We start from the raw sequence: 23,302 nt of genomic DNA on the forward strand, positions 1-23,302 counted from the left end.
CCCCAAGCGGGACGGCGTCAACCGTCCTTTTCTATCTCACAGAGTAGCGGATGCTGGCTTTCCCGGGCGTACTGGTTGACCTGCATCGCCTTGGTCTCCGCGATATCGCGGGTGAACAACCCGCATACTGCCTTTCCTTCGGTATGGACAGTAAGCATGACCTTGGTGGCCATCTCTCGGTTCATACCGAAGAACACTTCCAGTACTTCGACAACGAAATCCATCGGAGTGTAATCGTCGTTGAACATCAGCACCTTGTACATGGGTGGGGCCTGCAGCGCCGGTTTCGACTCCTGCACGGCCAGGCCGTTCGAATCGTCCTCGTATTCGTCGGGTCGATCCTGATGGGATGTTAGTTGAATCTGGCTGCGTGGATGCATGCTGAACTAAAGGTGTCGCGACCGGTCGGAGAGTGGAGCCAGGGGGAGTATGACCGGCTTCTCAGCCGGCCGACCTGGCACCTTGACTAAAGGCAAAACGGTGTTACAAACAGTCAATACCCATGCGGGTATCGGGGTTCCGCGGCTAGCGCCCAAACGGCTGAAGTCGGACGTGGAGCTGAAGTGGATGATACTCCAGTGATGGAGTCCTTTGCAGAGGGATGTCAGCATGCTCAGCGGTAAGGTCAAGTGGTTCAACAACGCCAAGGGCTACGGGTTTATCGTGGCCGACGGCCGAGATGAGGACCTGTTCGCCCATTATTCGGCTATCCAGATGGACGGCTACAAGACGCTCAAGGCCGGCCAGGCGGTCAAGTTCGATATTCTGCAGGGCCCGAAGGGGCTGCATGCCGTGAATATCAGCTCGATTCTGGCGCCCGGTGAATCCCCGGCCACCGTCAGCGCGCCGCAAAGCACCCCGGTAGAAGCCTGAAACAAGGCGACCGCCCAGCCCCATCGCCGGCCAGCGATGGGGTTTCGGGCCCCTGCACAACGCCCCCGTCTTCCTGTTGCGCCCTGGCAACACAGCGACATGGCCTCCGGCGCCGATATCTCCCCTCCTTCGCAAACTTCCCGGGCATCAGCTCGCGAAATACCCGGCAATAACCTCTGATCGGCGTCAATTGTCGAAAACAGTGCACGTCCGTACACTTCGCCACCCTCTTCCTCCCGGTGGCTGTCTCGATGCTTTTCCTCGCTCGCATGTTGTTGATGGGGCTGCACTTCGTGTTGGCCGGCGTACTGGGCCTGCTGCTCGGCTTGTGCCGACCGTTCAACCCGGACAACAGCCGTCTCTGCGCGCGCCTGTATTCACTGCCGGCCCTGTGCATGCTGCGACTCAAGCTCAAGACGGAAGTGAAAAGCCTGTTCGGCCAGGACCGCCCATGCGTGGTGATCGCCAACCACCAGTCCAACTACGACCTCTACGTCCTCGGCCGCGTCGTGCCGCCGCGCACCGTCAGCATTGGCAAGAAGAGCCTGAAGTGGATCCCGTTCTTCGGCCAACTCTACTGGCTCGCCGGCAACGTGCTGATCGACCGGGGCAACGGCCGCAAGGCCAAGCGGGCCATGATGGAAACCACCGAGACGCTACAGAAGCACGACACCTCCATCTGGGTCTTTCCCGAGGGCACCCGCAACCAGGGCGATGGCCTGTTGCCGTTTAAGAAAGGTGCCTTCCAGATGGCCATCGCCGCCGGGGTACCGATCATTCCGGTGTGCGTCAGCACCTACGCCGGCCGCCTGAAGCTCAACAACTGGAGCAGCGGCAAGGTGCTGATCCGCTCACTGCCGGCCATTCCCACCCTGGGCCTGACCCTGGAGGATCTGCCGAACCTGATGGAGCGCTGCCAGCAACTGATGCGCGAGTGCATCGAGCAACTGGACCAGCAACTGGCCCGCGCCTGACCGCGCCCCTGCAGCGACCGGGCGGCTGGGTTAAGCTGCCTCATCGCCATGCAGAGGACTATCCATGGGTCAGGTCGTTGCCGCAGCCGCCTACACCAAGGGCAAGAAAGTCGCCGATATCGCCATTGAGGAAGGCCGCCAGTGGGCCTCCAAACCTGGCCATTTCGTCTGGATCGGCCTACGCGACCCCGACAGCACCCAGCTCACCGCACTCCAGCAGCAGTTCGACCTGCACGAACTGGCCATGGAGGACGCCCTCGCCCAGCACACCCGGCCCAAGCTGGAGACCTTCGGCGACGCGCTGTTCATGGTGCTCTACTCGCCGATCCAGCGCGAAGGCCGCATCGAGTTCGTCGAGACCCAGCTGTTCGCCGGCAAGGGCTATGTGATCAGCGCCCGCTACGGCGACTCCGCGCCCTACTCCACCGTGCGCCAGCGCTGCGAAGCGCGCCCGCTGCTGCTGGAGCATGGCGAGGACTTCGTACTCTACGCCCTGCTCAGCTTCGTGATCGAGAACTACCGTCCCCTGCTCGACAGCGCCCACGCGGAGCTGGAAGACATCGAGCAGACGGTGCTGAACTGCCCGCTGGAGCAGGCCGACGTGGAGCGCATCCACGGCCTGCGGCGCAACCTGCTGCGCCTGCGCCGCCAGGTGGCGCCGCTGTCGGAGATCTGCCAGGAGCTGCAGCAGCTCGACTTCCCTTTCATCGACAAGCACATGCGGCCGTACTTCCGCGACATCGCGATTCACGTCAATCGGCTGATGGAAGACCTCACCGGCCTGCGCGAGATGGCCGACCACGCCATTGAGATCGGCCTGCTACTGGAGTCCTCGCGGCAGAGCCTGACCCAGCGCAAGTTCGCCGCCTGGGCGGCGATCCTGGCGTTCCCGACGGCGGTGGCGGGCATCTACGGCATGAACTTCCAGTACATGCCGGAGCTGACCTGGCACTACGGCTACTTCGGCGTGCTCGGCTTCGTCGGCCTCGGCTGCGCCGGCCTGTTCGCCAATTTCAAGCGGATGGGCTGGCTGTAGCAGTCAGGCGGCCCCGGCCGCCTTTCCCTGGGCGACGAAGCGCATCATCCACTCGGCCACGGCGGTGCCCTGGTGGTCGTGGGCCAGGCTCTCCACCGCCTTGCGGTAGGCCGGCTCGCCGATGCAGTGCTGGCGGATGTCCAGCAGCGCGCGGGAGTAGTCGTGGATGAACTCCGGATGGCCCTGGAAGCACAGCACCTGGTCCTCAATGCAATAGGCGGCCACCGGGCAGAACTCGCTGGAGGCCAGCAGCGTCGCCTTTTCCGGCAGCGCGGTGACCTGGTCCTGGTGGCTGATGAGCAGAGTCAACTGCTCAAGAGCGGGACTCATCCACGGCACCTGCTGCTTCAGTTCGTAATGGTGGATGCCCACGCCCCAACCCTGGGTCGCCCGCTCGGCGCGGCCGCCCAGCAGCAGCGCCAGCAACTGGTGGCCGAAGCAGATGCCGAGCAGCTTGTCGCCGCTCTCGTAGCGCTGCAGCAGGTAGGTCTTGAGGACGCCTATCCACGGATCGCTGCCGAACGAATCCGCCTTGCTGCCGGTCACCAGATAGGCGTCGTAGCGCTCCCCGTCGGCCGGGTAGTCGCCCTGCACCACGTTGAACACCTCGAAGGACGCCGCCAGCGGCTGCTTGGCGAACAACCGCTCGAACATGCGGCCGTAGCCCTGGTATTGGTCGATCAGTTCGGGGCGGAGTACATCGGTTTCCAGAATGCAGATACGCAGTGACATGGAGCGGATCACCTGAGACGGCAGGGAGGGAGAAGGAAGCGGCTAGCGTGCATCGAAGCGCCCCTGGAACGCAACAGCCACGGGGCCTCGCCGGACCGGCAACATCACCGTCCTCGATACCTACCATGCCCACCATTCACTTCTGTCGATGAAACGGCTCGGCAAAGATGCAAGCGTTCCCGATCACCTCAACAGGAGAGATTCATGAGCAGCTTCGCCGCCATCGCCAGCCTGATCGCCGCCTCCGCCTTCCGCAGCGTGCCGGTTACCCCACAACAGCCACAACAGGCCCATCCCCGCCAACAAGTCACTGGCGATTAGCCCTAGGGAGGAACCGTCATGTCCATCACCGAAGCCTTCGCGAACACCAGCAGCTACGGCGTCACCTACGTCAGCCTCGGCGACACCGGCCTGCAGTTCGAGTCCGAAGCCACCATCCACCTGGAAGATGGCAGCCTGCTGACCCTGCACATGCCCACCCGGCAGCATGAGAAAATGGCTATTCACGACGTGATCTGCCTGCAGAAGGGTCTGTGCCTGGCGGCTTGAACGGGCTTGCCCATCACGGCGCCAGGAGTCGGCCCGCCAGCTCGTCACCGAGATGGCGGACCAGGATTCGCCGCCAAGAGCCGTCCGCCTGCATGTCCGCGAATGCCTGCTGCATCTGCCCGGCCAGCGATGGGGCGTCCCTGAGCACCGGGCTGCCGGCGATGAAGCTGCGGTTCGTGCTCACCGGCAAGCCGGAGATCAGCGCGCGCTCGTCGTAGCCGAGCTGCCGCCACAGGTAGCGCACGCGCAGGTCTATCTCGTACCAGGCCAGCACCCGGCCGCCGTGCAGCATGCGCGCGGCCTGCTCGGGGTCCGTCACTTCCACCACCGACTGCCCTTCTTGTCGCAGGGACAATGCTTCCTGGGCCCTGGGCGTGCCGCCCATCACCACCAGCGGACCCGCTTCCAGTGCCTCGGCAAGGGTATCGAAGCGCTGGCGCTTGCTCGCCAGCACGTAGGACGTGGGCAGCACGCCCAGCAGCCAGACGAAGCCCGCTTCACGCTCCGCCGTGCGCCCCAGGTTGAGCACGATGCCGCGCGGATCGTTGGCCACCGCCAGCTGCACCCGCTTCCAGGGCACGCAATGGAAGCGGCATTCGCGCTGCAGACGCCGGCACAGCTCGCTCATCAGGTCGCCGTACACGCCACGGTCGGCGGGATCGTCATCGGCGAAGGGCATCTGCCCCTGGCCGATATAGACATTGAGCGCTTCGTCGGCCGCGGCAAAGGTGGCGGATGCCAGCAGGCCTGCCAGCAACACCGTTCTGATCGCCTTTCGCGTGCTCACGCGCTGCTGCACTCCCACCGACGCTTGCCGGCACGATGACAGAAAGCCCCCGAAAAGCAAAACCGGCCACGTGGGCCGGTTCGCTCGTTGCCAGGTGCGATCAGAAGCGCTCGCCCGTGGCCGCCTTCTCCAGCAGCAGGGCCGGCGGCAGGAAGCGCTCGCCGTACTGCTCGGCCAGGTACTGGGCGCGGGCGACGAAGTCGCGCACGCCGTACTGATTGATGAACTGCAGCGCCCCGCCGGTCCAGGCGGCGAAACCAATGCCGAAGATCGAACCGACGTTGGCGTCGGCCACCGACTTCAGCACGCCCTCCTCCAGGCAACGCACGGTCTCGATGGCCTGGATGAACAGGATGCGGTCGCGCACGTCCTCCTGGGAGATCTGCGCATCCGCCTTCTCGAAGTGCGCCTTGAGTTCCGGCCACAGGTGCTTCTTGCCACCCTGCGGGTAGTCGTAGAAGCCGCCGCCGGCCGCCTTGCCCGGGCGCTTGTACTCGTGGAGCATCAGTTCGATCACCCTGAACGCCGGGTGCTCGGGCAGGCTGCGGCCTTCGGCGGCGAGATCGGCCACGGTCTGCTTGCGGATGTGCTCCATCAGGCTCATCGACACTTCGTCGCTGATCGCCAGCGGCCCCACCGGCATGCCGGCCTTGCGCGCCTCGTTCTCGATCATCGCCGCGCTCACGCCTTCGCCGAGCATGGCGATGCCCTCGTTGGTGAAGGTGCCGAACACCCGCGAGGTGAAGAAGCCACGGCTGTCCTCGACCACGATCGGGGTCTTCTTGATCTGCAGCACATAGTCGAAGCCGCGCGCCAGGGTCTCGTCGCTGGTCTTCTCGCCGCGGATGATCTCCACCAGCGGCATCTTGTCCACCGGGCTGAAGAAGTGCAGGCCGATGAACCTGTCCTGCTTCTGCACCGCGCTGGCCAGGCCGGTGATGGGCAGGGTCGAGGTGTTGGAGGCGATCACCGCGTCGGGCAGCGCCGCGGTCTCGGCGGCGGCGGTGACCTTGCCCTTCAGCGCACGGTCCTCGAACACCGCCTCGATGATCAGGTCGCAGCCGTCGAAGTCCGCCTCGCTGGCGGACGGCGTGATGCGGGCGAGGAAGGCGTCGCGCTTCTCGGCCGTCATCTGGCCGCGGGCGACCTTCTTCTCCAGCAGGTTGGCCGAGTAGGCCTTGCCCTTCTCCGCCGCTTCGATGGACACGTCCTTGAGCACCACCTCGATGCCGGCCGCCGCCGAGACGTAGGCGATGCCCGCGCCCATCATGCCGGCGCCGAGCACGCCGACCTTCCGGGTCACGTAGCGCGGCACGCCCTGCGGGCGCGACTTGCCGGCGTTGATCTCGTTGAGCTGGAACCAGAAGGTGCCGATCATGTTCTTCGCCACCTGGCCGGTGGTCAGCTCGGTGAAGTAGCGCGCCTCGATCAATTGCGCGGTGTCGAAGTCGACCTGGGCACCCTCGACGGCGGCGCACATGATCTTCTCCGGCGCCGGGAAGCAGCCCTTGGTCTTGTCGCGCAGCACGCTCGGCGCGATGGCCAGCATCTGCGCCACGGCCGGCGTGCTCGGCGTGCCGCCGGGAATCTTGTAGCCCTTCACGTCCCACGGCTGCACGGCAGCCGGGTTGGCGAGAATCCAGGCGCGGGCCTTGGCCAGCATGTCCTCGCGTCTATCGGCCAGCTGGTGGATCAGGCCGGCCTTGAGCGCGGCGTCCGGGCGCACCTTCTTGCCTTCGGCCAGGTACGGCAGCGCCTTCTCCAGGCCGAGCAGGCGCACCATGCGCACCACCCCGCCACCACCCGGCAGCAGGCCGAGGGTGACCTCCGGCAGGCCCAGCTGCACGTGGCTTTCGTCGATGGCGATGCGGTGGTGGCAGGCCAGGCAGATTTCCCAGCCGCCGCCCAGGGCGGCACCGTTGATGGCGGCCACCACCGGCTTGCCCAGGGTCTCCAGCCGGCGCAGCTGGCCCTTGAGCACCAGGATGCCTTCGTAGAACTGCTGCGCCTCGGCCCTGGTGACCTTGATCAGCTCGTTGAGATCGCCGCCGGCGAAGAAGGTCTTCTTCGCCGAGGCGACGATCACCCCGGCGATGGAGTCCTTCTCGGCCTCCAGGCGGTCGATGGTGGCGGCCATGGCCTCGCGATACACACCGTTCATGGTATTGGCACTCTGGCCGGGCATGTCCATGGTCAGGACGACGATGTTGTCCGAACCCTTTTCGTAACGGATGGCGTCAGTCATTTTCTGATTCCTTGCTGCGTAGGGCGGGTGGAACCCGCGTCTGCTTGATGTGCGCGGGTTGCGCCCGCCCTACCGGTCAAATGCGTTCGATGATGGTGGCTATACCCATGCCGCCGCCCACGCAGAGGGTGGCTAGGCCGTAACGCAGCCCGCGCTTCTCCAGCTCGTCGAGCAGGGTGCCTAGGATGGCGCAGCCGGTGGCGCCCAGCGGGTGGCCCATGGCGATGGAGCCGCCATTGACGTTGACCTTGTCCTCGGAGACGCCCATGTCCTTCATGAACTTCATGACGACAGAGGCGAAGGCCTCGTTGACCTCGAACAGGTCGATGTCCTCCACCGACAGGCCGGCCTTGGCCAGGGCCTTGCGGGTGGCCGGCGCCGGGCCGGTGAGCATGATGGTCGGGTCGGTGCTGGTCACCGCCGTGGCGACGATGCGCGCGCGGGGCTTGAGACCCAGCTCCTTGCCCTTGGCTTCGGAGCCGATCAGCATCAGCGCCGCGCCGTCGACGATGCCGGAGCTGTTGCCAGGGGTGTGCACATGCTCGATGCGCTCGACGTGACTGTATACGCGCAGCGCGGTGGCATCGAAGCCCATCTGGCCCATCATCTCGAAGCTCGGCTTGAGCTTGCCCAGGCCTTCCAGGGTGGAGTCGCCACGGATGAATTCGTCATGGTCGAGGATGACGATGCCGTTCTGGTCGGTCACCGGCACCAGGGATTTCCCGAACGAGCCGTCGGCGCTGGCACGCGCGGCCTTCTGCTGGGAGCGCAAGGCGAAACTGTCGACGTCTGCGCGCGAGAAGCCTTCCAGGGTGGCGATCAGGTCGGCGCCGATGCCCTGGGGCACGAAGTTGGAGTGGATGTTGGTTTCCGGGTCCATCACCCAGGCGCCGCCGTCGGAGCCCATGGGCACGCGGGACATGGATTCCACGCCGCCAACCACCACCAGATCCTCGAAACCGGAGCGCACCTTCATCGCGCCCATGTTGACCGCTTCCAGGCCCGAGGCGCAGAAGCGGTTGAGCTGCACGCCGGCGACGCTCACGTCCCAGTCGGCGACCATGGCCGCGGTCTTGGCAATGTCGGCGCCCTGGTCGCCCACCGGGGTCACGCAGCCGAGCACGATGTCATCGACCTGGCGGGTGTCCAGGCCGTTGCGCTCCTGCAGCGCCCGCAGCAGGCCGGCCACCAGGCTGACGGGTTTGACGCTGTACAGCGCGCCGTCCTTCTTGCCCTTGCCGCGCGGGGTGCGCACGGCGTCGAAAATGAATGCTTCGGTCATGACGTCCTCGGTTCATGGCAGCGGCGGTTGCCGGGTCGCCCTACCATAAATCCGCGCCGGTCAGACTCAATGACCGATGCGCTCAGGGCCGTTGACCATTGGGCTCAGACGAATGGTCGCCCCACCGTCGTAGCGACTGTGGGCCGTCTCGACCTGTCTGGCACGGGGCACCGCGCCGCCCACCAATCCCGACCGATAACCTCGGGTCTTCAAGCATGATGGCTCTAGAAACCAACCGATCTAAGAAGCCGGTGACCCGGCCCCTAGGATTAAGCATGCAAGGTGTCGCTTCCGGGGTATTTGCCGGGGCGGCTTTTCCATCCGTGCCACGGCGCGGGCCGGCTCCGCGAAGCGCTGCGGAAAGCTGACCGGCCACGACGCCAACAAGAAGAAAGGCAGTCGCGTCATGTTCAAACACGCCAAGTACCGGCAGGCGAGCCTCATCGTCCTGGCCACTACCGTCATCCTGATCCTGCCCAACGTTACCCGCCTGGTCAGTTGATCGTCTCTTCCACGCCGCGCCCCGGTGCCGTAGCGCCCGGGGCGTGGAACAACCCTCTCCCGCCGTGCTGTGCTAGCGTGGAGGCCCGTACTATCGAGGCCACGCCATGCGCCACCTGCTGCTCGTATTGAGCCTTTGCCTTCCGCTCGCCGCCCAGGCCGGCGAGATCGACCGGGCCGCCGCCCTGCAGGCCCTGGAGCGGCCCGATGCCGTGCTGATCGATGTGCGTACCCAGGAAGAATTCGCCACTGGCGCGCTGCCCGGAGCCACCCTGATCCCCCATGACCAGATCGGCGCGCGCATCGCCCAGCTCGTGCCAGACAAGGACACCCCCGTGGTGCTCTACTGCCGCAGCGGCCGCCGTTCCGGCATCGCCCAGGACCAGCTGCAGGCGCTCGGCTATCGCCAGGTGATCAACGCCGGCGGCTACGACTCGCTGCAACCCGCGCTCGGCGGGGATTGAGGCGATGCGCCACATCGCCGCCCTGCTCGCCGCATTGCTGACCGGTACCGCAGGCGCCGCCGAACTCACCCTGGAATTGCCCCAGGGCAGCCGTAGCTGGAACAGCGAACAGCTGCTCGCCCATCCCGAAGCACAGGACATCGAGATCGAGGCCGACGTGGCCTACAAGCGCACCATGCGCTACCGCGCGGTTCCCTTGGCCGAACTGCTGCAGGGCGTGCAACCCGGCGACCACCTGCAGGCCGTGGCCCTGGACGGCTTCGCCGCCGAACTACCCGCCGCCCCGCTGCTGTCGCGCCAGGGCGCCCGCGCCTGGCTGGCCGTGGAAGACCCGACCCGTCCCTGGCCTGGGCTGTCCCGAAACAAGCCCAGCGCCGGTCCCTTCTATCTGGTGTGGCAGCAACCGGAAGCGGCACAGATCGGCCCCGAGCAGTGGCCCTTCCAGGTCGTCCGCCTGCGCCTGCTGGCGCCGGTGGCGCAGCGCTTCCCCGCCCTGCTGCCGGCCGCCGATGCCAGCGCCGAGGTGCGGGAGGGCTTCGCCCAGTTCCAGAAGAACTGCCTGGCCTGCCATCGCCTGAACGGCGCCGGGGACTCTCAGTTCGGGCCCGACCTGAACCTGCCGCACAACCCGACCGAATATTTCAGCGGGGACTTCCTGCGGCGCTACATCCGCGATCCCCAGAGCCTGAGGCATTGGCCCCAGGGACGGATGCCGGGGTTCGGCGAAGACGCCCTGAGCGACGCGCAGCTGCAGGCGCTGATCAGCTACCTGTCGCACATGGCGGCCAGGAAGGCCGCGCACTGAGGGGAATCAGGCGCCGAGGACCCTGCCCAACACCGCGCGCACCTTGTCGATACCGCGTGCCAGCTCCGCCTCGATCCTGGCCATGGTGATGACGCCGCTGGACTTGCCGGCCGCCGGGTTGACCACCAGCGCCAGGCAGGCGTAGGGCAGCTCCAGTTCCCGTGCCAGCGCCGCCTCGGGCATGCCGGTCATACCAACGATGTCGCAGCCGTCGCGCTCCATGCGGGCGATCTCCGCCGCCGTCTCCAGGCGCGGCCCCTGGGTGGCACCATACACACCGTAGCTGCTGTGCGGGTAGCCGAGCGCCTGCAGCGCGGCGATCAAGCGGCCACGCAGCGCCTCGTCGTAGGGGTGGCTGAAATCGATATGGGTGACATGCTCGATGTCGCCCTCGAAGAAGGTGTGCGCCCTGCCCCATGTGTAATCGATCACCTGATGAGCCACGCACAGGTGGCCGCTGCCCATGGCCGCGTGGATGCCGCCCACCGCGTTCACCGCGAGAATGACCTCGGCGCCGGCCTGCTTGAGCGCCCAGAGGTTGGCGCGGTAGTTCACCTGGTGCGGCGGAATGCGGTGCGGGTGGCCATGGCGGGCAAGGAACAGCACCTCGCGACCAGCGTACTCGCCGCACAGCACCGGAGCGGAGGGCGCGCCATAAGGCGTGTCGAAGTTCTGCACCTGTCTGAGAACCAGGCCTTCCAGCTGGGTCAGGCCGGTGCCGCCGATGATGGCGTAGGTGGTCATGTGGCCTGCTCCATCAATCGATCAGCTGCGCCGCGCGCAGGGCCGCGATGGCCTGCAGCCAGCGCGGCTGCTCGCGATAGTCAGTGCGGGCGAAACCACGACCACGCATGCGCGCCAGCCCCTTCGGCGGCTGTACCTTGAGCCGCTGCAAAGCGCCCAGGGCCAGCTCGGCGGAGGCGCGGTCGTTGCACACCAGACCCATGTCGCAGCCGGCGCTCAGCGCCGCCTCGATACGGCTGGCGGCGTCACCCACCACATGGGCGCCGGCCATGGACAGGTCGTCGCTGAAGATCACCCCGTCGAAGCCCAGCTCGCCGCGCAGGATGTCCTGCAGCCAGCGCCTCGAGAAACCGGCCGGGCCGGCGTCCACCTGCGGGTAGATGACATGGGCCGGCATCACTGCCGCCAGCTGTCGGCCCAGGCGCTGGAACGGGATCAGATCCTTGGCGCGGATTTCTTCCAGGCTGCGCTCATCCACCGGGATGGCCACGTGGGAGTCGGCCTCGGCCCAGCCGTGGCCGGGGAAATGCTTGCCGGTGGCAGACATGCCCGCGGCGTCCATCCCGCGGATGAAGGCACCGGCCAGACGGGTCGCCAGCTCGGCATCGCCCTCGAAGCTGCGGCTGCCGACCACCGCGCTGCGCTGATGGTCCAGGTCCAGCACCGGGGCGAAGCTCAGGTCCAGGCCCACGGCCAGCACTTCGGTCGCCATCAGCCAGCCGCAGTGCTCGGCCAGTTGCTCGGCATTGTCGTTGTCGGCCAGGGCACGCATGGCCGGCAGGCGCACGAAACCGTTGCGCAGGCGCTGCACGCGGCCGCCTTCCTGGTCCACCGCCAGCAGCAGGTCCGGGCGCACGGCGCGGATGGAAGCGCACAGCTCGCGTACCTGGCGCGGGTCTTCGATGTTGCGGGCGAACAGGATCAGGCCGCCCACCTCGGGCTGGCGCAGAATCCGGCGGTCCTCGGCGGTCAGCCAGGTGCCTTGGATGTCCAGCATCAGGGAACCAAACAGGGTCGTCACAAGGGAATCCTCAAGCGAGATCGGTCGTCGCCCACTGCGGGCACGGCGCCTCGTCGATCATCACCGCGCAATGCGGCGGTACGTGGAGGTATAGGTCCAGCAGGTCGGCGTTGCGCAGGCGCACACAGCCGTGGGAGAGCGGCACGCCCATGGGCTGGGTGTCCGGCGTGCCGTGCAGGTAAATGTAGCGGCGGAAGGTGTCGACCTGGCCCAGGCGGTTGATACCGCGCTCGCAGCCGCTGAGCCAGAGGATGCGGGTGAGAATCCAGTCGCGGCCGGGGAATTGCACATCCAATGCCTCGGACCAGACTTCGCCGGTCCAGCGCCGCCCGCGCAGCACCGCGCCCAGGGGCAGGCCGTCGCCGATCTTCGCCCGCACCTGATGCCGGCCACGGGGCGTGCAGTTGGAACCGCCGAGTTCGCCGGGCCCGTTGAGGGCGGTGGAGACGGGCAGGCGCACGACCAGTTGCCCGTCGGCAAAGCCGTACAGGCGCTGGTCGGCGATGGAGATATGCAGGAAGTCGAGCGGGCGCATGGGCCGCTAGCTTAGCCCATCGCTCCGCTCGGGCACAGCGTCAGAGCGCCTTGGCGGCGACCTGCGACTTGGTCCGCGGCTTGAACTGGGCGGTGGCGAGCACGTCGTCGCTGACCCCACTCTCGGCACGCATGCCGGCGGCGAGGAACGGGACCATCAGGCGCATCACCTGCTCGATGGAGGTATCCACGCCAAAATCGTTCTCGGCGATGGCGCGCAGCGCCTTGATCCCGGACATGCTGAACGCCGCGGCACCCAGCATGAAGTGCACGCGCCAGAAGATTTCCAGCGGCGGCAGCCTGGGCGCGGCCTCGTTGAGCAGCAGCATGTAGCGGCGAAACACCTTGCCGTACACCTCCTCCAGATACTTGCGCAGATGACCCTGGCTCTGGCTGAAGGCCAGGCCGAGCAGACGCATGAAGATGGAGAGGTCGTTACCGCTGCGCGGCTTCACCGCCAGGGCCTGCTCCACGAGCATTTCCAGCAGATCTTCGAGACTGGCCTTGGCGTCCGGCTTGGCGAGGCGGCGGTCCAGTTCGCGCTCCAGGCTGATGCAGAACGGCCCGAGGAAGCGGGAGAACACCGCCTGGATCAGCGCCTTCTTGGAGCCGAAGTGATAGTTCACAGCAGCCAGGTTGACTCCGGCCTTGCTGGTGATCAGACGTAGCGAGGTCTCGGCGAAGCCCTTCTCCGCGAACAGCTGTTCCGCGGCATCCAGTATGCGCTCGACAGTTTCCGATTGAGCCATGAGATATACACCTGACAAACACTTGTTTGAAACATACGTTTCAGCTTGTGGGCCTGTCAAGCGGGACGGTGACTTTCATGGCTGATCGGTCAGGCATTTAACCATAGCCGAATGAAGGTAAATGTCGGCGCGCTCCGCCAGGCGGCATGAATGACCCTCCAACCGCAACGCAAAGAAAGATTGCCAGCGCCGAATCACTGTATATAATCACAGCAACTGTATAAACAGACAGACCGCCCGCATGCTCAAACTGACGCCGCGACAATCCGAAATCCTCGCCTTCATCAAGCGCTGCCTGGAAGACAACGGCTACCCGCCGACCCGGGCCGAGATCGCGCAGGAACTGGGCTTCAAGTCCCCCAACGCCGCCGAGGAGCACCTCAAGGCGCTGGCCCGCAAGGGCGCGATCGAGATGACGCCCGGCGCCTCGCGCGGCATCCGCATCCCCGGCTTCGAGCCGGCCGCCGCGGAAGAGGAAGGCCTGCCGGTGATCGGCCGGGTCGCAGCCGGCGCCCCCATCCTCGCCCAGCAGAACGTGGAAGATTCCTGCAAGATCAATCCGGAGTTCTTCCATCCCAAGGCCGACTACCTGTTGCGCGTGCGTGGCATGAGCATGAAGGACATCGGCATCCTCGACGGCGACCTGCTGGCCGTGCACACCACCCGCGAGGCCCGCAACGGCCAGGTCGTGGTGGCGCGCATCGACGACGAGGTCACGGTCAAGCGCTTCCAGCGCACCGGCAACAAGGTCCTGCTGATCGCCGAGAACCCCGAGTTCGCCCCCATCGAAGTCAATCTCGAAGAACAGGACCTGGTGATCGAAGGCCTGAGCGTAGGCGTGATCCGCCGCTGAGAACCAAGGAGAGCTTCATGCAGTTCCCGCAGTCGCTGAATACTTCGCAACTCCCGCTGTTCCAGGCCTTCATCGGCAACACCCTGCCGCTGCTCGAAGAGCCCGTGGAGGCGCCCTGGCTCGACGAGCCGGAGCCTTTCAGCGAACTGCGCCTGTCAGGCTCCCTCGGTCATTGCCGGCACCTGCTGGGGCCGGTACTGCGCGAGCTCAGCCGCAATCAGGACGAACGCTGGCTCACCCTGGTCGCCCCACCCTCCTCCATCACCAATGCCTGGCTACGTGGTGCCGGCCTCGACCTGGGTCGCCTGCTGGTACTGCAACCACGTGCCGGCCAGGACGTGCTCGATCTCACGCGCGAGGCATTGCGCCTCGGCCGTAGCCATACCGTGGTGAGCTGGATCGACCTGCAGCCTGGCCAGCGGGCGAGCCTGACCAGCGCCGCGCGCCTGGGCAGTGCGCAGAGTCTGAATATTCGTCTGGATTGATGGGGTGATGCTTCGATAAGAGCCCGCTTGAGGACTCAGTGCAGCACGCGCGGCTGCTCTTCCTGCTCGATCTCGCCTTCGGCCAGCCGGCCGGCCATCTGCACGCCGACGTTGAGCATGGCCTTGGCCACCTCGACGTGATGCCCCTGGAGGAAGGCCTTGGCGTCCGCCGAGAAGTCCAGGGTCACCAGCACTTCCTCATCCTCGGCGCGGCGCAGAATGATGCGGCCGTCGGGCAGTTCGACGATTTCGAGAAAGGAAGTGGACATGTCGGGGTCTCCTGATAGGCCGCCAGTGTAACAGTCCCCACGCGAACGCCCTAGTCCAGCGGTAGGGCATCATGGATGCGCATCACAGAAAGCGCCTGTCGGCAGGCGATGGGCGGCCCCGCTCAGCACTCGCTCAGCGAGCCACGGTAACGCAGCACCAGTTGCTTCAACTGCTGGCGCCAGCTTTCCAGTTCTTCGCGACTCAACGGTTGCGGCTCTTCCTGGACGCTGACCGCAGTGATCAGCGGCAGGGTCGGATCGACCTTTGCGGTCTTCGGCGCCTGGGGTGGCTGGAACAGTTCGGCGTGGGCGGCCAGCAGGCGGGCCAGCCAGCTTTCCGGCTGCTGGGCGATCTCCAGCAATTCGGACAGCTCGGGGCTCGGCGAGGCCTGCAGCGTCTCAGGGTTGAGCAGCAGCTCGACCCGTGGAGCGTTGGCCTCGGCAGTCTTGTAGTAGCCGGCGATCTCGTGGCAGAGACCGAGCACCGCACCGTACAGGTGGAACAGCGCGGCTTCGCGCTCGGCCTGTACCAGCGCCTGGGCGTTTACCGCCTCGCCGGCCTCGGCCTTGCGCAGGCTTTCCAGGGCCAGCCCGGAGAAGAAGATCTTCTGGTTGGTGCGGGTATAGAGTTCGTGGGCCATGGACTGCCTCGCTAGCCGCCGTGCGGATGATCAGGGAGGCGCCCCACCCGGCCGCGGGCGAGGCGCGGACGCTCAGCGCTTGTCTTCCACCTTCCACTTGCCGCCGTCGAAGAAGGCGCGCCAGCCGGTGGGCTTGCCGTCCACCTCGCTCTGCACATACTGCTCCTTGGTCTTGCGGCTGAAACGGATCACCGCCGGACGGCCTTCCGGGTCCTTCTGCGGCGCGTCGAGCAGGAAGTGGTACTTCGGATCGATCTCCTGCTTGTGCGGCACCAGTTCCAGGACCAGCGGCGCACGCGTCTCGCGGTTCCTCGGGAAGCCGCTGGCGGCGAGGAACAGTCCGGAGGCGCCATCGCGCAGGACGTAGGTGTCGTCGACCTTCTCGCACTTCAGCTCGGGCATCTTCACCGCGTCCATCTTCGGCGGCGCCGCCTCGCCGTTCTTGAGCAGCTTGCGGGTGTTCTTGCAGGCCGGGTTGGTGCAGCCGAAGAACTTGCCGAAACGGCCGGTCTTGAGCTGCATCTCGCTGCCGCACTTGTCGCATTCCAGGCTCGGCCCCTCGTAGCCCTTGATGCGGTACTGGCCCTGCTCGATCTCGTAGCCGGCGCAGTCCGGGTTGTTGCCACAGATGTGCAGCTTGCGCGTCTCGTCCAGCAGGTAGGCGTCCATCGCCGTGCTGCAGATCGGGCAGCGGTGCTTGCTACGCAGCACGCGGGACTCGGACTCGCCCTCGTCGTCCGCGGCGATCTCGTCGCCCGGGATCAGGTTGATGGTGGCCTTGCAGCGTTCCTTCGGCGGCAGCGCGTAGCCGGAACAGCCGAGGAACACGCCGGTGGACGCGGTACGGATCATCATCGGTCGGCCGCACTCGCGGCACGGGATGTCGGTCAGGGTCGGCTGGTTGGCACGCATGCCCTTGTCGGCTTCTCCGGCCACTTCCAGCTTCTTCTTGAAGTCGCCGTAGAACTCGTCGAGCAGATGTTTCCAGTCGCGCTCGCCCTGGGCCACGTCGTCGAGATGCTCCTCCATGCCGGCAGTGAAGCCGTAGTCCATGAGGTTGGCGAAGCTCTCGTTGAGACGCTCGGTGACGATGTCACCCATTTTCTCGGCGTAGAAGCGGCGGTTGTGCGTGGTGACGTAGCCGCGCTCCTGGATGGTGGAGATGATCGCCGCGTAGGTGGACGGGCGGCCGATACCGCGCTTCTCCAGCTCCTTGACCAGGCTGGCCTCGGAATAGCGTGCCGGCGGCTTGGTGAAGTGCTGGCTGGGGTCGAGCTTGATCAGCTTGAGCGCATCGCCTTCTTTCATCTCCGGCAACACGTCGTCGTCGCCCGGCTTGCCCTGCTGGGGCAGCACGCGGGTGTAGCCGTCGAACTTGAGGATGCGGCCCCGGGCACGCAGCTCGAAGGTGCCGGCGCCCACGCTGACGCTGGTGGACAGGTATTCTGCCGGCGGCATCTGGCAAGCCACGAACTGGCGCCAGATCAGCTCGTACAGGCGCTCGGCATCGCGCTCCATGCCGGACAGCTGGGTCGGGCGCAGGTTGACGTCGGACGGACGAATGGCCTCGTGCGCCTCCTGGGCGCCCTCCTTACTCGAATAGAAATTCGGCTTGGCCGGCAGGTATTTCTTGCCGAACTCGTCATCGATGAAGCCGCGCACCATGTCGATGGCATCGGCGGACAGGTTGGTCGAGTCGGTACGCATATAGGTGATGTAGCCCGCCTCGTAGAGACGCTGCGCCATCATCATGGTCTTCTTCACGCCGAAACCGAGGCGGTTGCTTGCCGCCTGCTGCAGGGTGGAGGTGATGAACGGGGCGGAGGGCTTGCTCGAGGTCGGCTTGTCCTCGCGCTTGACCACGCTGTAGGCGGAGGCCTTGAGCTTGTCCAGGGCCGCCATGGCCTGGGCCTCGTTGAGCGGCTTGAAGGCCTCGCCGTTCTCGCGAGTGACCTCGAAGCGCACCTTGTCACCCTTGCCGGTGCCGAGGTCGGCGTGCACTTCCCAGTATTCTTCCGGCACGAAGGCGCGGATTTCCTTCTCGCGCTCCACCACCAGCTTCACCGCCACCGACTGCACGCGGCCGGCGGACAGGCCACGGGCGATCTTGGCCCACAGCAGCGGCGAGACCATGTAGCCCACCACGCGATCGAGGAAGCGGCGCGCCTGCTGGGCGTTGACCCGGTTGATGTCCAGCTCGCCGGGCTGGGAGAAGGCCTCCTGGATGGCCTTCTTGGTGATCTCGTTGAACACCACCCGCTTGTAGCGGCTGTCGTCGCCGCCGATGGCCTCGCGCAGGTGCCAGGCGATGGCCTCCCCTTCGCGGTCCAAGTCGGTTGCGAGGTAGATGGTGTCGGCATCCTTGGCCAGGCGGCGCAGTTCCTCGATCACCTTTTCCTTGCCGGGCAGAATCTCGTACTTGGCCTTCCAGCCGTGCTCGGGATCGACACCCATGCGGGTGAACAGCTGACGCTTGGCCTTCTCCTTGGGCGACAGCGCAGGCGCCTCGGCGGCCGCGGCCTTGCCGCGCTTGACCGGCTCCTTGCTGGCACTGGCGGAACCGCTGGTGGGCAGGTCACGAATATGGCCGATGCTCGACTTCACCACAAACTGGTTGCCCAGGTACTTGTTGATGGTCTTGGCCTTGGCCGGGGATTCCACGATGACCAGCGATTTGCCCATGGACTGGAGAATTCCTGAATACGAAAAAGAAGAAATAAGCGGCAGGAGCCTATAAAGGCACCGCTATATATAGTGGCCGTCGAGCCGAGGTCAAGGACGATTGCCTGCCGCCACCTGCTCGAGCAGGCCCGCTTCGGCTTCCACCAAGGCGAAACGCGGGACCGTCTCGCCGTCCAGTTCCACCGTGCCGCGGAACATTTCCAGCGGCCGCACCCACATCCCGAACTCGCCGTAGAGCGCCTGGTAGACCACCAGCCACTCCTCGGTCTCGGAATGCCGAGCGGTGCCGAACACGCGATAGTGCGGCCCCTTGTAGTGACGGTAAAGACCGGGTTGCAGTTGCATGAGATTCTCCCCGAAAAAGCAAAAACCGGGGCACGAGGCCCCGGTCTTCGCATCTGCGAACGTGCTTAGACGCGTTCGAAGATGGTGGTGATGCCCTGGCCGAGGCCCACGCACATGGTGGACACGCCCAGAGTACCGCCGTTCTGCTTCATCACGTTCAGCAGGGTGCCGGAGATACGCGCACCGGAGCAACCGAACGGGTGACCCAGGGCGATGGCGCCGCCGTGCAGGTTGACCTTCTGCTCCATCTTGTCGAGGAGTTTCAGGTCTTTCAGCACCGGCAGGGCCTGGGCGGCGAAGGCTTCGTTCAGCTCGACGAAGTCGATGTCGTCGATGGTCAGACCGGCACGCTTGAGCGCCTTGTTGGTCGACGGAACGGGACCGTAGCCCATGATCGCCGGATCGACACCGGCCACGGCCATGGCGCGAACCACGGCCAGCGGCTGGATGCCCAGGTCCTGGGCGCGCTGGGCGCTCATGACGATCATGCAGGAGGCGCCGTCGGTGATCTGCGAGGAAGTACCCGCGGTCACGGTGCCACCTTTCGGGTTGAACGCCGGCTTCAGCGCGGCCAGGCTCTCGACGGTGGTCTCCGGACGAATGGTTTCGTCGAAGTCGAACACCTTCAGGAAGCCGTTCTCGTCGTAGCCTTGCATCGGGATGATTTCATCCTTGAACTTGCCTTCGACGGTGGCCTTGTGGGCCAGGCGGTGGGAACGCTCACCGAACTGGTCCTGGGCTTCACGGCTGATGCCGTGCATCTTGCCCAGCATTTCGGCGGTCAGGCCCATCATGCCGGACGCCTTGGCGGCGTACAGGGACATGTGCGGGTTCGGGTCGACACCGTGCATCATGCCGACGTGGCCCATGTGCTCCACGCCGCCGACGACAAATACGTCACCGTTGCCGGTCTGGATGGCCTGCACGGCAGTGTGCAGGGCGCTCATGGAGGAACCACACAGGCGGCTGACGGTCTGGCCGGCGCTGGTGTGCGGGATCTGGGTCATCAGCGACGCCATGCGCGCGATGTTCCAGCCCTGCTCCAGGGTCTGGTTGACGCAGCCCCAGATCACGTCTTCCACTTCGGCCGGATCGACCTTGGTGTTGCGCTCCAGGACCTTGCTGATCAGATGGGCCGACATGTCCTCGGCACGGGTGTTGCGGTGCATGCCACCCTTGGAACGACCCATCGGGGTGCGGCCGAAGTCGACAATGACCGCGTCTCTCGGATTCAGGCTCATATTTCTCTCTCGCTCTGTTCGCTGCGCGATTAACCGAAGAACTTCTGGCCCTTGGCGGCCATTTCACGAAGCTTGGCGGTCGGGTGGTACAGGGCGCCCAGGTCGGCGTACTTGTCGGCCAGGGCGACGAACTCGGCTACACCGATGGAATCGATGTAACGCAGGGCACCACCACGGAAGGGCGGGAAGCCGATGCCGTAGATCAGGCCCATGTCGGCCTCGGCTGCGGTCTCGACGATGCCGTCTTCCAGGCAACGAACGGTTTCCAGGCACAGCGGGATCATCATGAAGTTGATGATGTCCTCGTCGGTCAGCTCGCGCTGCTCCTTGACGATCGGCTTGAGGATCTCGTAGGCCTCCGGGTCCTGGACTTTCTTCGGCTTGCCGCGCTTGTCCATTTCGTAGGAGTAGAAACCCTTGCCGTTCTTCTGGCCCAAGCGGTTGGCGTCGTACATCACGTCGACGGCGGTCTTGCCTTCCACGGCCATGCGGTCCGGGAAGCCTTCGGCCATCACGTCACGGCCGTGGTGACCGGTATCGATGCCGACCACGTCGGACAGGTAGGCCGGGCCCATGGGCCAGCCGAACTTCTCCATGATCTTATCGATGCGCACGAAGTCGACGCCGAATTCCAGCAGCTTGGCGAAGCCGCCGAAGTACGGGAACAGCACGCGGTTGACCAGGAAGCCGGGGCAGTCGTTGACCACGATCGGGTTCTTGCCCATCTTCTTGGCGTAGGCCACGGTGGTGGCCACGGCCACTTCGCTGGACTTCTCGCCACGGATCACTTCCACCAGCGGCATCATGTGCACCGGGTTGAAGAAGTGCATGCCGACGAAGTTCTCCGGACGCTTCAGGGCCTGGGCCAGGAAGCTGATGGAGATGGTCGAGGTGTTGGAGGCGATGATCGCGTCTTCCTTCACCTGGCCTTCCACCTCGGCCAGCACGGCGTGCTTGACCTTCGGGTTCTCGACCACGGCCTCGACCACGATGTCGACTTCCTTGAAGTCGCCATAGGACATGGTCGGACGGATGGCGTTGAGCGCCTCGGCCATCTTGGCCGGGGTCATGCGGCCCTTCTCGACGCGCTTGCCGAGCAGCTTGGAGGCCTCGTCCAGACCCATCTGGATACCCTCTTCGCGGATATCCTTCATCAGGATCGGAGTGCCCTTGGACGCGGACTGGTAGGCGATACCGCCACCCATGATGCCGGCGCCGAGCACAGCGGCCAGTTTCACGTCGCGGGCGATCTCGTCGTGCTTCTTGGCCTTCTTCTTCAGTTCCTGGTCATTCAGGAACAGACCGATCAGGCTTTCGGCGACCGAGGTCTTGGCCAGCTTGACGAAGCCGGCGGCCTCGACTTCCAGGGCCTTGTCACGACCGAAGTTGGCGGCTTTCTGGATGGTCTTGATGGCTTCGACCGGAGCCGGGTAGTTCGGACCGGCCTGGCCGGCGACGAAGCCCTTGGCGGTCTCGAAGGCCATCATCTGCTCGATGGCGTTGAGCTTGATCTTTTCCAGCTTGGGCTGACGCTTGGCCTTGTAGTCCAGCTCGCCGGAGATGGCGCGCTTGACCAGGTCCAGGGCGGCATCCTTGAGCTTGTCCGCGGTGACCACGGCGTCGACGGCGCCCACTTTCAGCGCGTCTGCGGCCCGGTTCTCCTTGCCGGAGGCGATCCACTCGATGGCGTTGTCGGTACCGATCACGCGCGGCAGGCGCACGGTGCCGCCGAAGCCCGGGTAGATGCCCAGCTTGACTTCCGGCAGACCGATCTTGGCGGCGTCGGAGGCGACGCGGTAGTCACCGGCCAGGCACATCTCGAAACCACCGCCCAGGGCGATGCCGTTGATGGCGACCACGGTCGGAACCGGCAGGTCTTCGAAATCGCTGAAGATCTTGTTGGCTTCGAGGTTGCCGGCCACCAGTTCTTCGTCGGGCAGCTTGAAGTTGTCGACGAACTCGGTGATGTCCGCGCCGACGATGAACACGTCTTTGCCGCTGGTGACGATGACGCCCTTGATCGAACCGTCTGCCTTGATGGCATCCACGGCCTGACGCAGGTCAGTCAGGGTGAGACGGTTGAACTTGTTAACGGACTCACCCTTGAGGTCGAAATTCAATTCGACGATGCCGCCCTCAAGAGCCTTAACCGTGATGGCTTTACCTTCGTAAATCATCAACTGATCTCCACGGTATGGAAGCTGAACTGTACACATCGGAGCCAACCGGCCGGGGCCGCTCTAGGCATAGGCCGTCGAGCATAGTCCCAATCGATCCGACACACCCGCCGACGCGATAATCGGGCTGGAACGGCGCGGCCTGATGCGGCCCAACGCTCGATTCATACGCCCGTTTGATTTGGGTGGAGGTACATTCAGTGAAAACCAGGCAATTGTCAATTGCCCGTCGCAGGTGCCCCGAATGAGCCAGGCGTCACAGAATGACCGAATACCGTCGCAAAGCCACGACTTGCGCGGAAAGGCTCGCCCTCGACGCCGCACGAACTTTCAGGCGACGGCGGCCAGCAGCTCGGCGATCCTGCGCAGTTCGTCCTCCCCGCCCCGCTCGCCCCAGTAGAGCGCCACCATCTGCGGCCCGGCCTCGACCTTGTAGACGTCGGCGGGCAGGCCCAGCAGGCGCTCCAGCATCGGCGCATCGGCGCAGGGCTCGCGCCACTGGTTGCACCACTGGCCCGGAGCGACCTGCCAGTAGGTCCAGCTGTCGGACCTGCCCGGGCGGCGCCCCCGATGGTACTGGGCGCAGCTGGCCGGCGGCGAGCCAGCCAGCCAGTGCGGCCATTCCTGCTGGCTCAGCTGCATGCCCAGCCCCAGGCGCCGCGCGGCCAGGCGCAGCGCCATCTGCCCGCGCTGGCGCGGCGAGGGGCGCAGCCAGACCAGCGGGCTGAGCGCCGCACCCACCAGCAAAAGCACGATCCACCAGGTCATATCTGTCACGAGAAGCAAAAGCCTGTGTTATGAAGGGAGCAGCACCATACTGCAAGCATGCCCACTCAGTGGAGGAGAACCCAGATGCCCTATCAGCACATCCTGATTGCCGTGGACCTCACCGACGAATGCCATCCGGTGGCCGAGCGCGCGCTGGCCATCGCCGCCAGCAACGGCGCCAAGGTCTCGCTGGTCCACATCGTCGAACCGATGGCCATGGCCTTCGGCGGCGACGTACCGATGGACCTGTCGATGCTGCAGCAACAGCAGTTCGACCAGGCCCGCGAACACCTGGAGACCTTCGCCGGCCGCTATCCGCAGCTGGGCGCGGACCAGCGCCACCTGGCCTATGGCCAGCCGCGCCAGGAAATCCACCGATTGGCCGAGGAACAAGGCTGCGATCTGATCGTGGTGGGCAGCCACGGCCGCCACGGCCTGGCCCTGCTGCTCGGCTCCACCGCCAACGACGTGCTGCACAGCGCGCCGTGCGACGTGCTGGCGGTACGCCTGAAGAAGCCCAAGGAATAGAAACGTTTGCCCGCGGC

The 23,302-nt window shown here is 65.5% G+C and carries 26 protein-coding genes; 10 read left to right on the forward strand and 16 right to left on the reverse strand.

The genetic code is table 11. The features are described 5' to 3' along the window. Positions 1 to 17 precede the first annotated feature (17 nt). Positions 18 to 380: an ATP-dependent Clp protease adapter ClpS gene (gene clpS / locus N5D30_RS00120; RefSeq protein WP_220814917.1), complete on the reverse strand. Its 363-nt coding sequence runs from the start codon at positions 378 to 380 to the stop codon at positions 18 to 20. A gap of 229 nt (positions 381 to 609) precedes the next feature. Here clpS and cspD point away from each other — a divergent pair, with 229 nt between their 5' ends. The 3 genes from cspD (at position 610) to N5D30_RS00135 (ending at position 2,883) form a co-directional block, all read left to right on the forward strand. After that, complete coding sequence (gene cspD, locus N5D30_RS00125) at positions 610 to 873, forward strand: cold shock domain-containing protein CspD (protein WP_279907140.1); 264 nt, start codon at positions 610 to 612, stop codon at positions 871 to 873. A 251-nt stretch (positions 874 to 1,124) separates the two neighbouring features. Then, positions 1,125 to 1,847: a 1-acylglycerol-3-phosphate O-acyltransferase gene (locus N5D30_RS00130; protein WP_279907141.1), complete on the forward strand. Its 723-nt coding sequence runs from the start codon at positions 1,125 to 1,127 to the stop codon at positions 1,845 to 1,847. Positions 1,848 to 1,911: 64 nt separating this feature from the next. Next, the gene (locus N5D30_RS00135) at positions 1,912 to 2,883 is read left to right on the forward strand and encodes a magnesium and cobalt transport protein CorA (RefSeq protein WP_279907142.1); all 972 of its coding nucleotides are present in this window, start codon (positions 1,912 to 1,914) and stop codon (positions 2,881 to 2,883) included. Positions 2,884 to 2,886: 3 nt separating this feature from the next. On the opposite strand, the gene N5D30_RS00140 is transcribed toward N5D30_RS00135, so the two are convergent. Next, positions 2,887 to 3,615, reverse strand: coding sequence for an amidotransferase (locus tag N5D30_RS00140; protein WP_279907143.1), 729 nt, complete (start codon positions 3,613 to 3,615; stop codon positions 2,887 to 2,889). Positions 3,616 to 3,819: 204 nt separating this feature from the next. Here N5D30_RS00140 and N5D30_RS00145 point away from each other — a divergent pair, with 204 nt between their 5' ends. Both N5D30_RS00145 and ptrC read left to right on the forward strand, forming a co-directional pair. Continuing rightward, positions 3,820 to 3,936, forward strand: a complete 117-nt coding sequence (locus tag N5D30_RS00145; protein ID WP_279907144.1) for a PA2485 family small membrane protein — start codon at positions 3,820 to 3,822, stop codon at positions 3,934 to 3,936. 18 nt (positions 3,937 to 3,954) lie between these two features. Then, complete coding sequence (gene ptrC / locus N5D30_RS00150; RefSeq protein WP_279907145.1) at positions 3,955 to 4,164, forward strand: type III secretion system co-regulatory protein PtrC; 210 nt, start codon at positions 3,955 to 3,957, stop codon at positions 4,162 to 4,164. 13 nt (positions 4,165 to 4,177) lie between these two features. Here ptrC and N5D30_RS00155 read toward each other — a convergent pair whose 3' ends face one another. The 3 genes from N5D30_RS00155 to N5D30_RS00165 all read right to left on the reverse strand — a co-directional run bounded on the left by N5D30_RS00155 (position 4,178) and on the right by N5D30_RS00165 (position 8,478). Next, positions 4,178 to 4,951, reverse strand: a complete 774-nt coding sequence (locus N5D30_RS00155) for a transporter substrate-binding domain-containing protein (protein ID WP_279907146.1) — start codon at positions 4,949 to 4,951, stop codon at positions 4,178 to 4,180. A 100-nt stretch (positions 4,952 to 5,051) separates the two neighbouring features. Then, positions 5,052 to 7,196: a 3-hydroxyacyl-CoA dehydrogenase NAD-binding domain-containing protein gene (locus N5D30_RS00160; RefSeq protein WP_279907147.1), complete on the reverse strand. Its 2,145-nt coding sequence runs from the start codon at positions 7,194 to 7,196 to the stop codon at positions 5,052 to 5,054. A gap of 76 nt (positions 7,197 to 7,272) precedes the next feature. Further along, on the reverse strand, positions 7,273 to 8,478 hold the full coding sequence (locus N5D30_RS00165) for an acetyl-CoA C-acetyltransferase (RefSeq protein ID WP_279907148.1): 1,206 nt from the start codon (positions 8,476 to 8,478) through the stop codon (positions 7,273 to 7,275). A 608-nt stretch (positions 8,479 to 9,086) separates the two neighbouring features. Between N5D30_RS00165 and N5D30_RS00170 the strand changes: the two genes are divergently transcribed. Together N5D30_RS00170 and N5D30_RS00175 are read left to right on the forward strand one after the other, a co-directional pair. Beyond that, positions 9,087 to 9,443, forward strand: coding sequence for a rhodanese-like domain-containing protein (locus N5D30_RS00170; protein ID WP_279907149.1), 357 nt, complete (start codon positions 9,087 to 9,089; stop codon positions 9,441 to 9,443). 4 nt (positions 9,444 to 9,447) lie between these two features. Beyond that, complete coding sequence (locus N5D30_RS00175) at positions 9,448 to 10,248, forward strand: cytochrome c (RefSeq protein WP_279907151.1); 801 nt, start codon at positions 9,448 to 9,450, stop codon at positions 10,246 to 10,248. 6 nt (positions 10,249 to 10,254) lie between these two features. On the opposite strand, the gene N5D30_RS00180 is transcribed toward N5D30_RS00175, so the two are convergent. From N5D30_RS00180 to N5D30_RS00195, 4 genes are read right to left on the reverse strand one after another with little or no spacing between them, the layout of a single operon-like run. Further along, positions 10,255 to 10,992, reverse strand: coding sequence for an S-methyl-5'-thioinosine phosphorylase (locus N5D30_RS00180; RefSeq protein WP_279907152.1), 738 nt, complete (start codon positions 10,990 to 10,992; stop codon positions 10,255 to 10,257). Between the two features lie 13 nt (positions 10,993 to 11,005). Continuing rightward, on the reverse strand, positions 11,006 to 12,004 hold the full coding sequence (gene nagZ / locus N5D30_RS00185; protein WP_279907348.1) for a beta-N-acetylhexosaminidase: 999 nt from the start codon (positions 12,002 to 12,004) through the stop codon (positions 11,006 to 11,008). A 19-nt stretch (positions 12,005 to 12,023) separates the two neighbouring features. Continuing rightward, the gene (locus N5D30_RS00190) at positions 12,024 to 12,548 is read right to left on the reverse strand and encodes a L,D-transpeptidase (RefSeq protein WP_279907153.1); all 525 of its coding nucleotides are present in this window, start codon (positions 12,546 to 12,548) and stop codon (positions 12,024 to 12,026) included. A gap of 40 nt (positions 12,549 to 12,588) precedes the next feature. Next, the gene (locus N5D30_RS00195) at positions 12,589 to 13,296 is read right to left on the reverse strand and encodes a TetR/AcrR family transcriptional regulator (protein WP_279907154.1); all 708 of its coding nucleotides are present in this window, start codon (positions 13,294 to 13,296) and stop codon (positions 12,589 to 12,591) included. 241 nt (positions 13,297 to 13,537) lie between these two features. Between N5D30_RS00195 and lexA the strand changes: the two genes are divergently transcribed. Then, positions 13,538 to 14,149 carry a transcriptional repressor LexA gene (gene lexA / locus N5D30_RS00200; protein ID WP_279904761.1) on the forward strand — a complete coding sequence of 204 codons (612 nt, stop codon included), beginning with the start codon at positions 13,538 to 13,540 and terminating at the stop codon, positions 14,147 to 14,149. Positions 14,150 to 14,166: 17 nt separating this feature from the next. Next, complete coding sequence (gene sulA, locus N5D30_RS00205) at positions 14,167 to 14,634, forward strand: SOS-induced cell division inhibitor SulA (RefSeq protein WP_279907155.1); 468 nt, start codon at positions 14,167 to 14,169, stop codon at positions 14,632 to 14,634. Between the two features lie 35 nt (positions 14,635 to 14,669). On the opposite strand, the gene N5D30_RS00210 is transcribed toward sulA, so the two are convergent. The 7 genes from N5D30_RS00210 to N5D30_RS00240 all read right to left on the reverse strand — a co-directional run bounded on the left by N5D30_RS00210 (position 14,670) and on the right by N5D30_RS00240 (position 22,757). Continuing rightward, complete coding sequence (locus N5D30_RS00210; protein WP_220814933.1) at positions 14,670 to 14,903, reverse strand: hypothetical protein; 234 nt, start codon at positions 14,901 to 14,903, stop codon at positions 14,670 to 14,672. Positions 14,904 to 15,025: 122 nt separating this feature from the next. Continuing rightward, positions 15,026 to 15,544 carry a DUF6586 family protein gene (locus tag N5D30_RS00215; protein ID WP_279907156.1) on the reverse strand — a complete coding sequence of 173 codons (519 nt, stop codon included), beginning with the start codon at positions 15,542 to 15,544 and terminating at the stop codon, positions 15,026 to 15,028. 72 nt (positions 15,545 to 15,616) lie between these two features. Next, positions 15,617 to 18,226 carry a type I DNA topoisomerase gene (gene topA / locus N5D30_RS00220; protein WP_279904763.1) on the reverse strand — a complete coding sequence of 870 codons (2,610 nt, stop codon included), beginning with the start codon at positions 18,224 to 18,226 and terminating at the stop codon, positions 15,617 to 15,619. A gap of 90 nt (positions 18,227 to 18,316) precedes the next feature. Beyond that, complete coding sequence (locus tag N5D30_RS00225) at positions 18,317 to 18,571, reverse strand: DUF1653 domain-containing protein (protein ID WP_220814936.1); 255 nt, start codon at positions 18,569 to 18,571, stop codon at positions 18,317 to 18,319. 65 nt (positions 18,572 to 18,636) lie between these two features. Further along, complete coding sequence (fadA, locus tag N5D30_RS00230) at positions 18,637 to 19,812, reverse strand: acetyl-CoA C-acyltransferase FadA (RefSeq protein ID WP_220814937.1); 1,176 nt, start codon at positions 19,810 to 19,812, stop codon at positions 18,637 to 18,639. A gap of 29 nt (positions 19,813 to 19,841) precedes the next feature. Beyond that, the gene (gene fadB, locus N5D30_RS00235; RefSeq protein ID WP_279904764.1) at positions 19,842 to 21,989 is read right to left on the reverse strand and encodes a fatty acid oxidation complex subunit alpha FadB; all 2,148 of its coding nucleotides are present in this window, start codon (positions 21,987 to 21,989) and stop codon (positions 19,842 to 19,844) included. Positions 21,990 to 22,319: 330 nt separating this feature from the next. Continuing rightward, positions 22,320 to 22,757, reverse strand: a complete 438-nt coding sequence (locus N5D30_RS00240; RefSeq protein WP_220814938.1) for a hypothetical protein — start codon at positions 22,755 to 22,757, stop codon at positions 22,320 to 22,322. An 84-nt stretch (positions 22,758 to 22,841) separates the two neighbouring features. Here N5D30_RS00240 and N5D30_RS00245 point away from each other — a divergent pair, with 84 nt between their 5' ends. Then, entirely contained in the window at positions 22,842 to 23,285 is a 444-nt protein-coding gene (locus N5D30_RS00245) for a universal stress protein (protein WP_279904766.1), read from the forward strand. Positions 23,286 to 23,302 lie beyond the last annotated feature (17 nt).

This window comes from Pseudomonas sp. GD03875 (assembly GCF_029840585.1).
In the GTDB taxonomy this organism is placed as follows: Bacteria; Pseudomonadota; Gammaproteobacteria; order Pseudomonadales; family Pseudomonadaceae; genus Aquipseudomonas; species Aquipseudomonas paralcaligenes.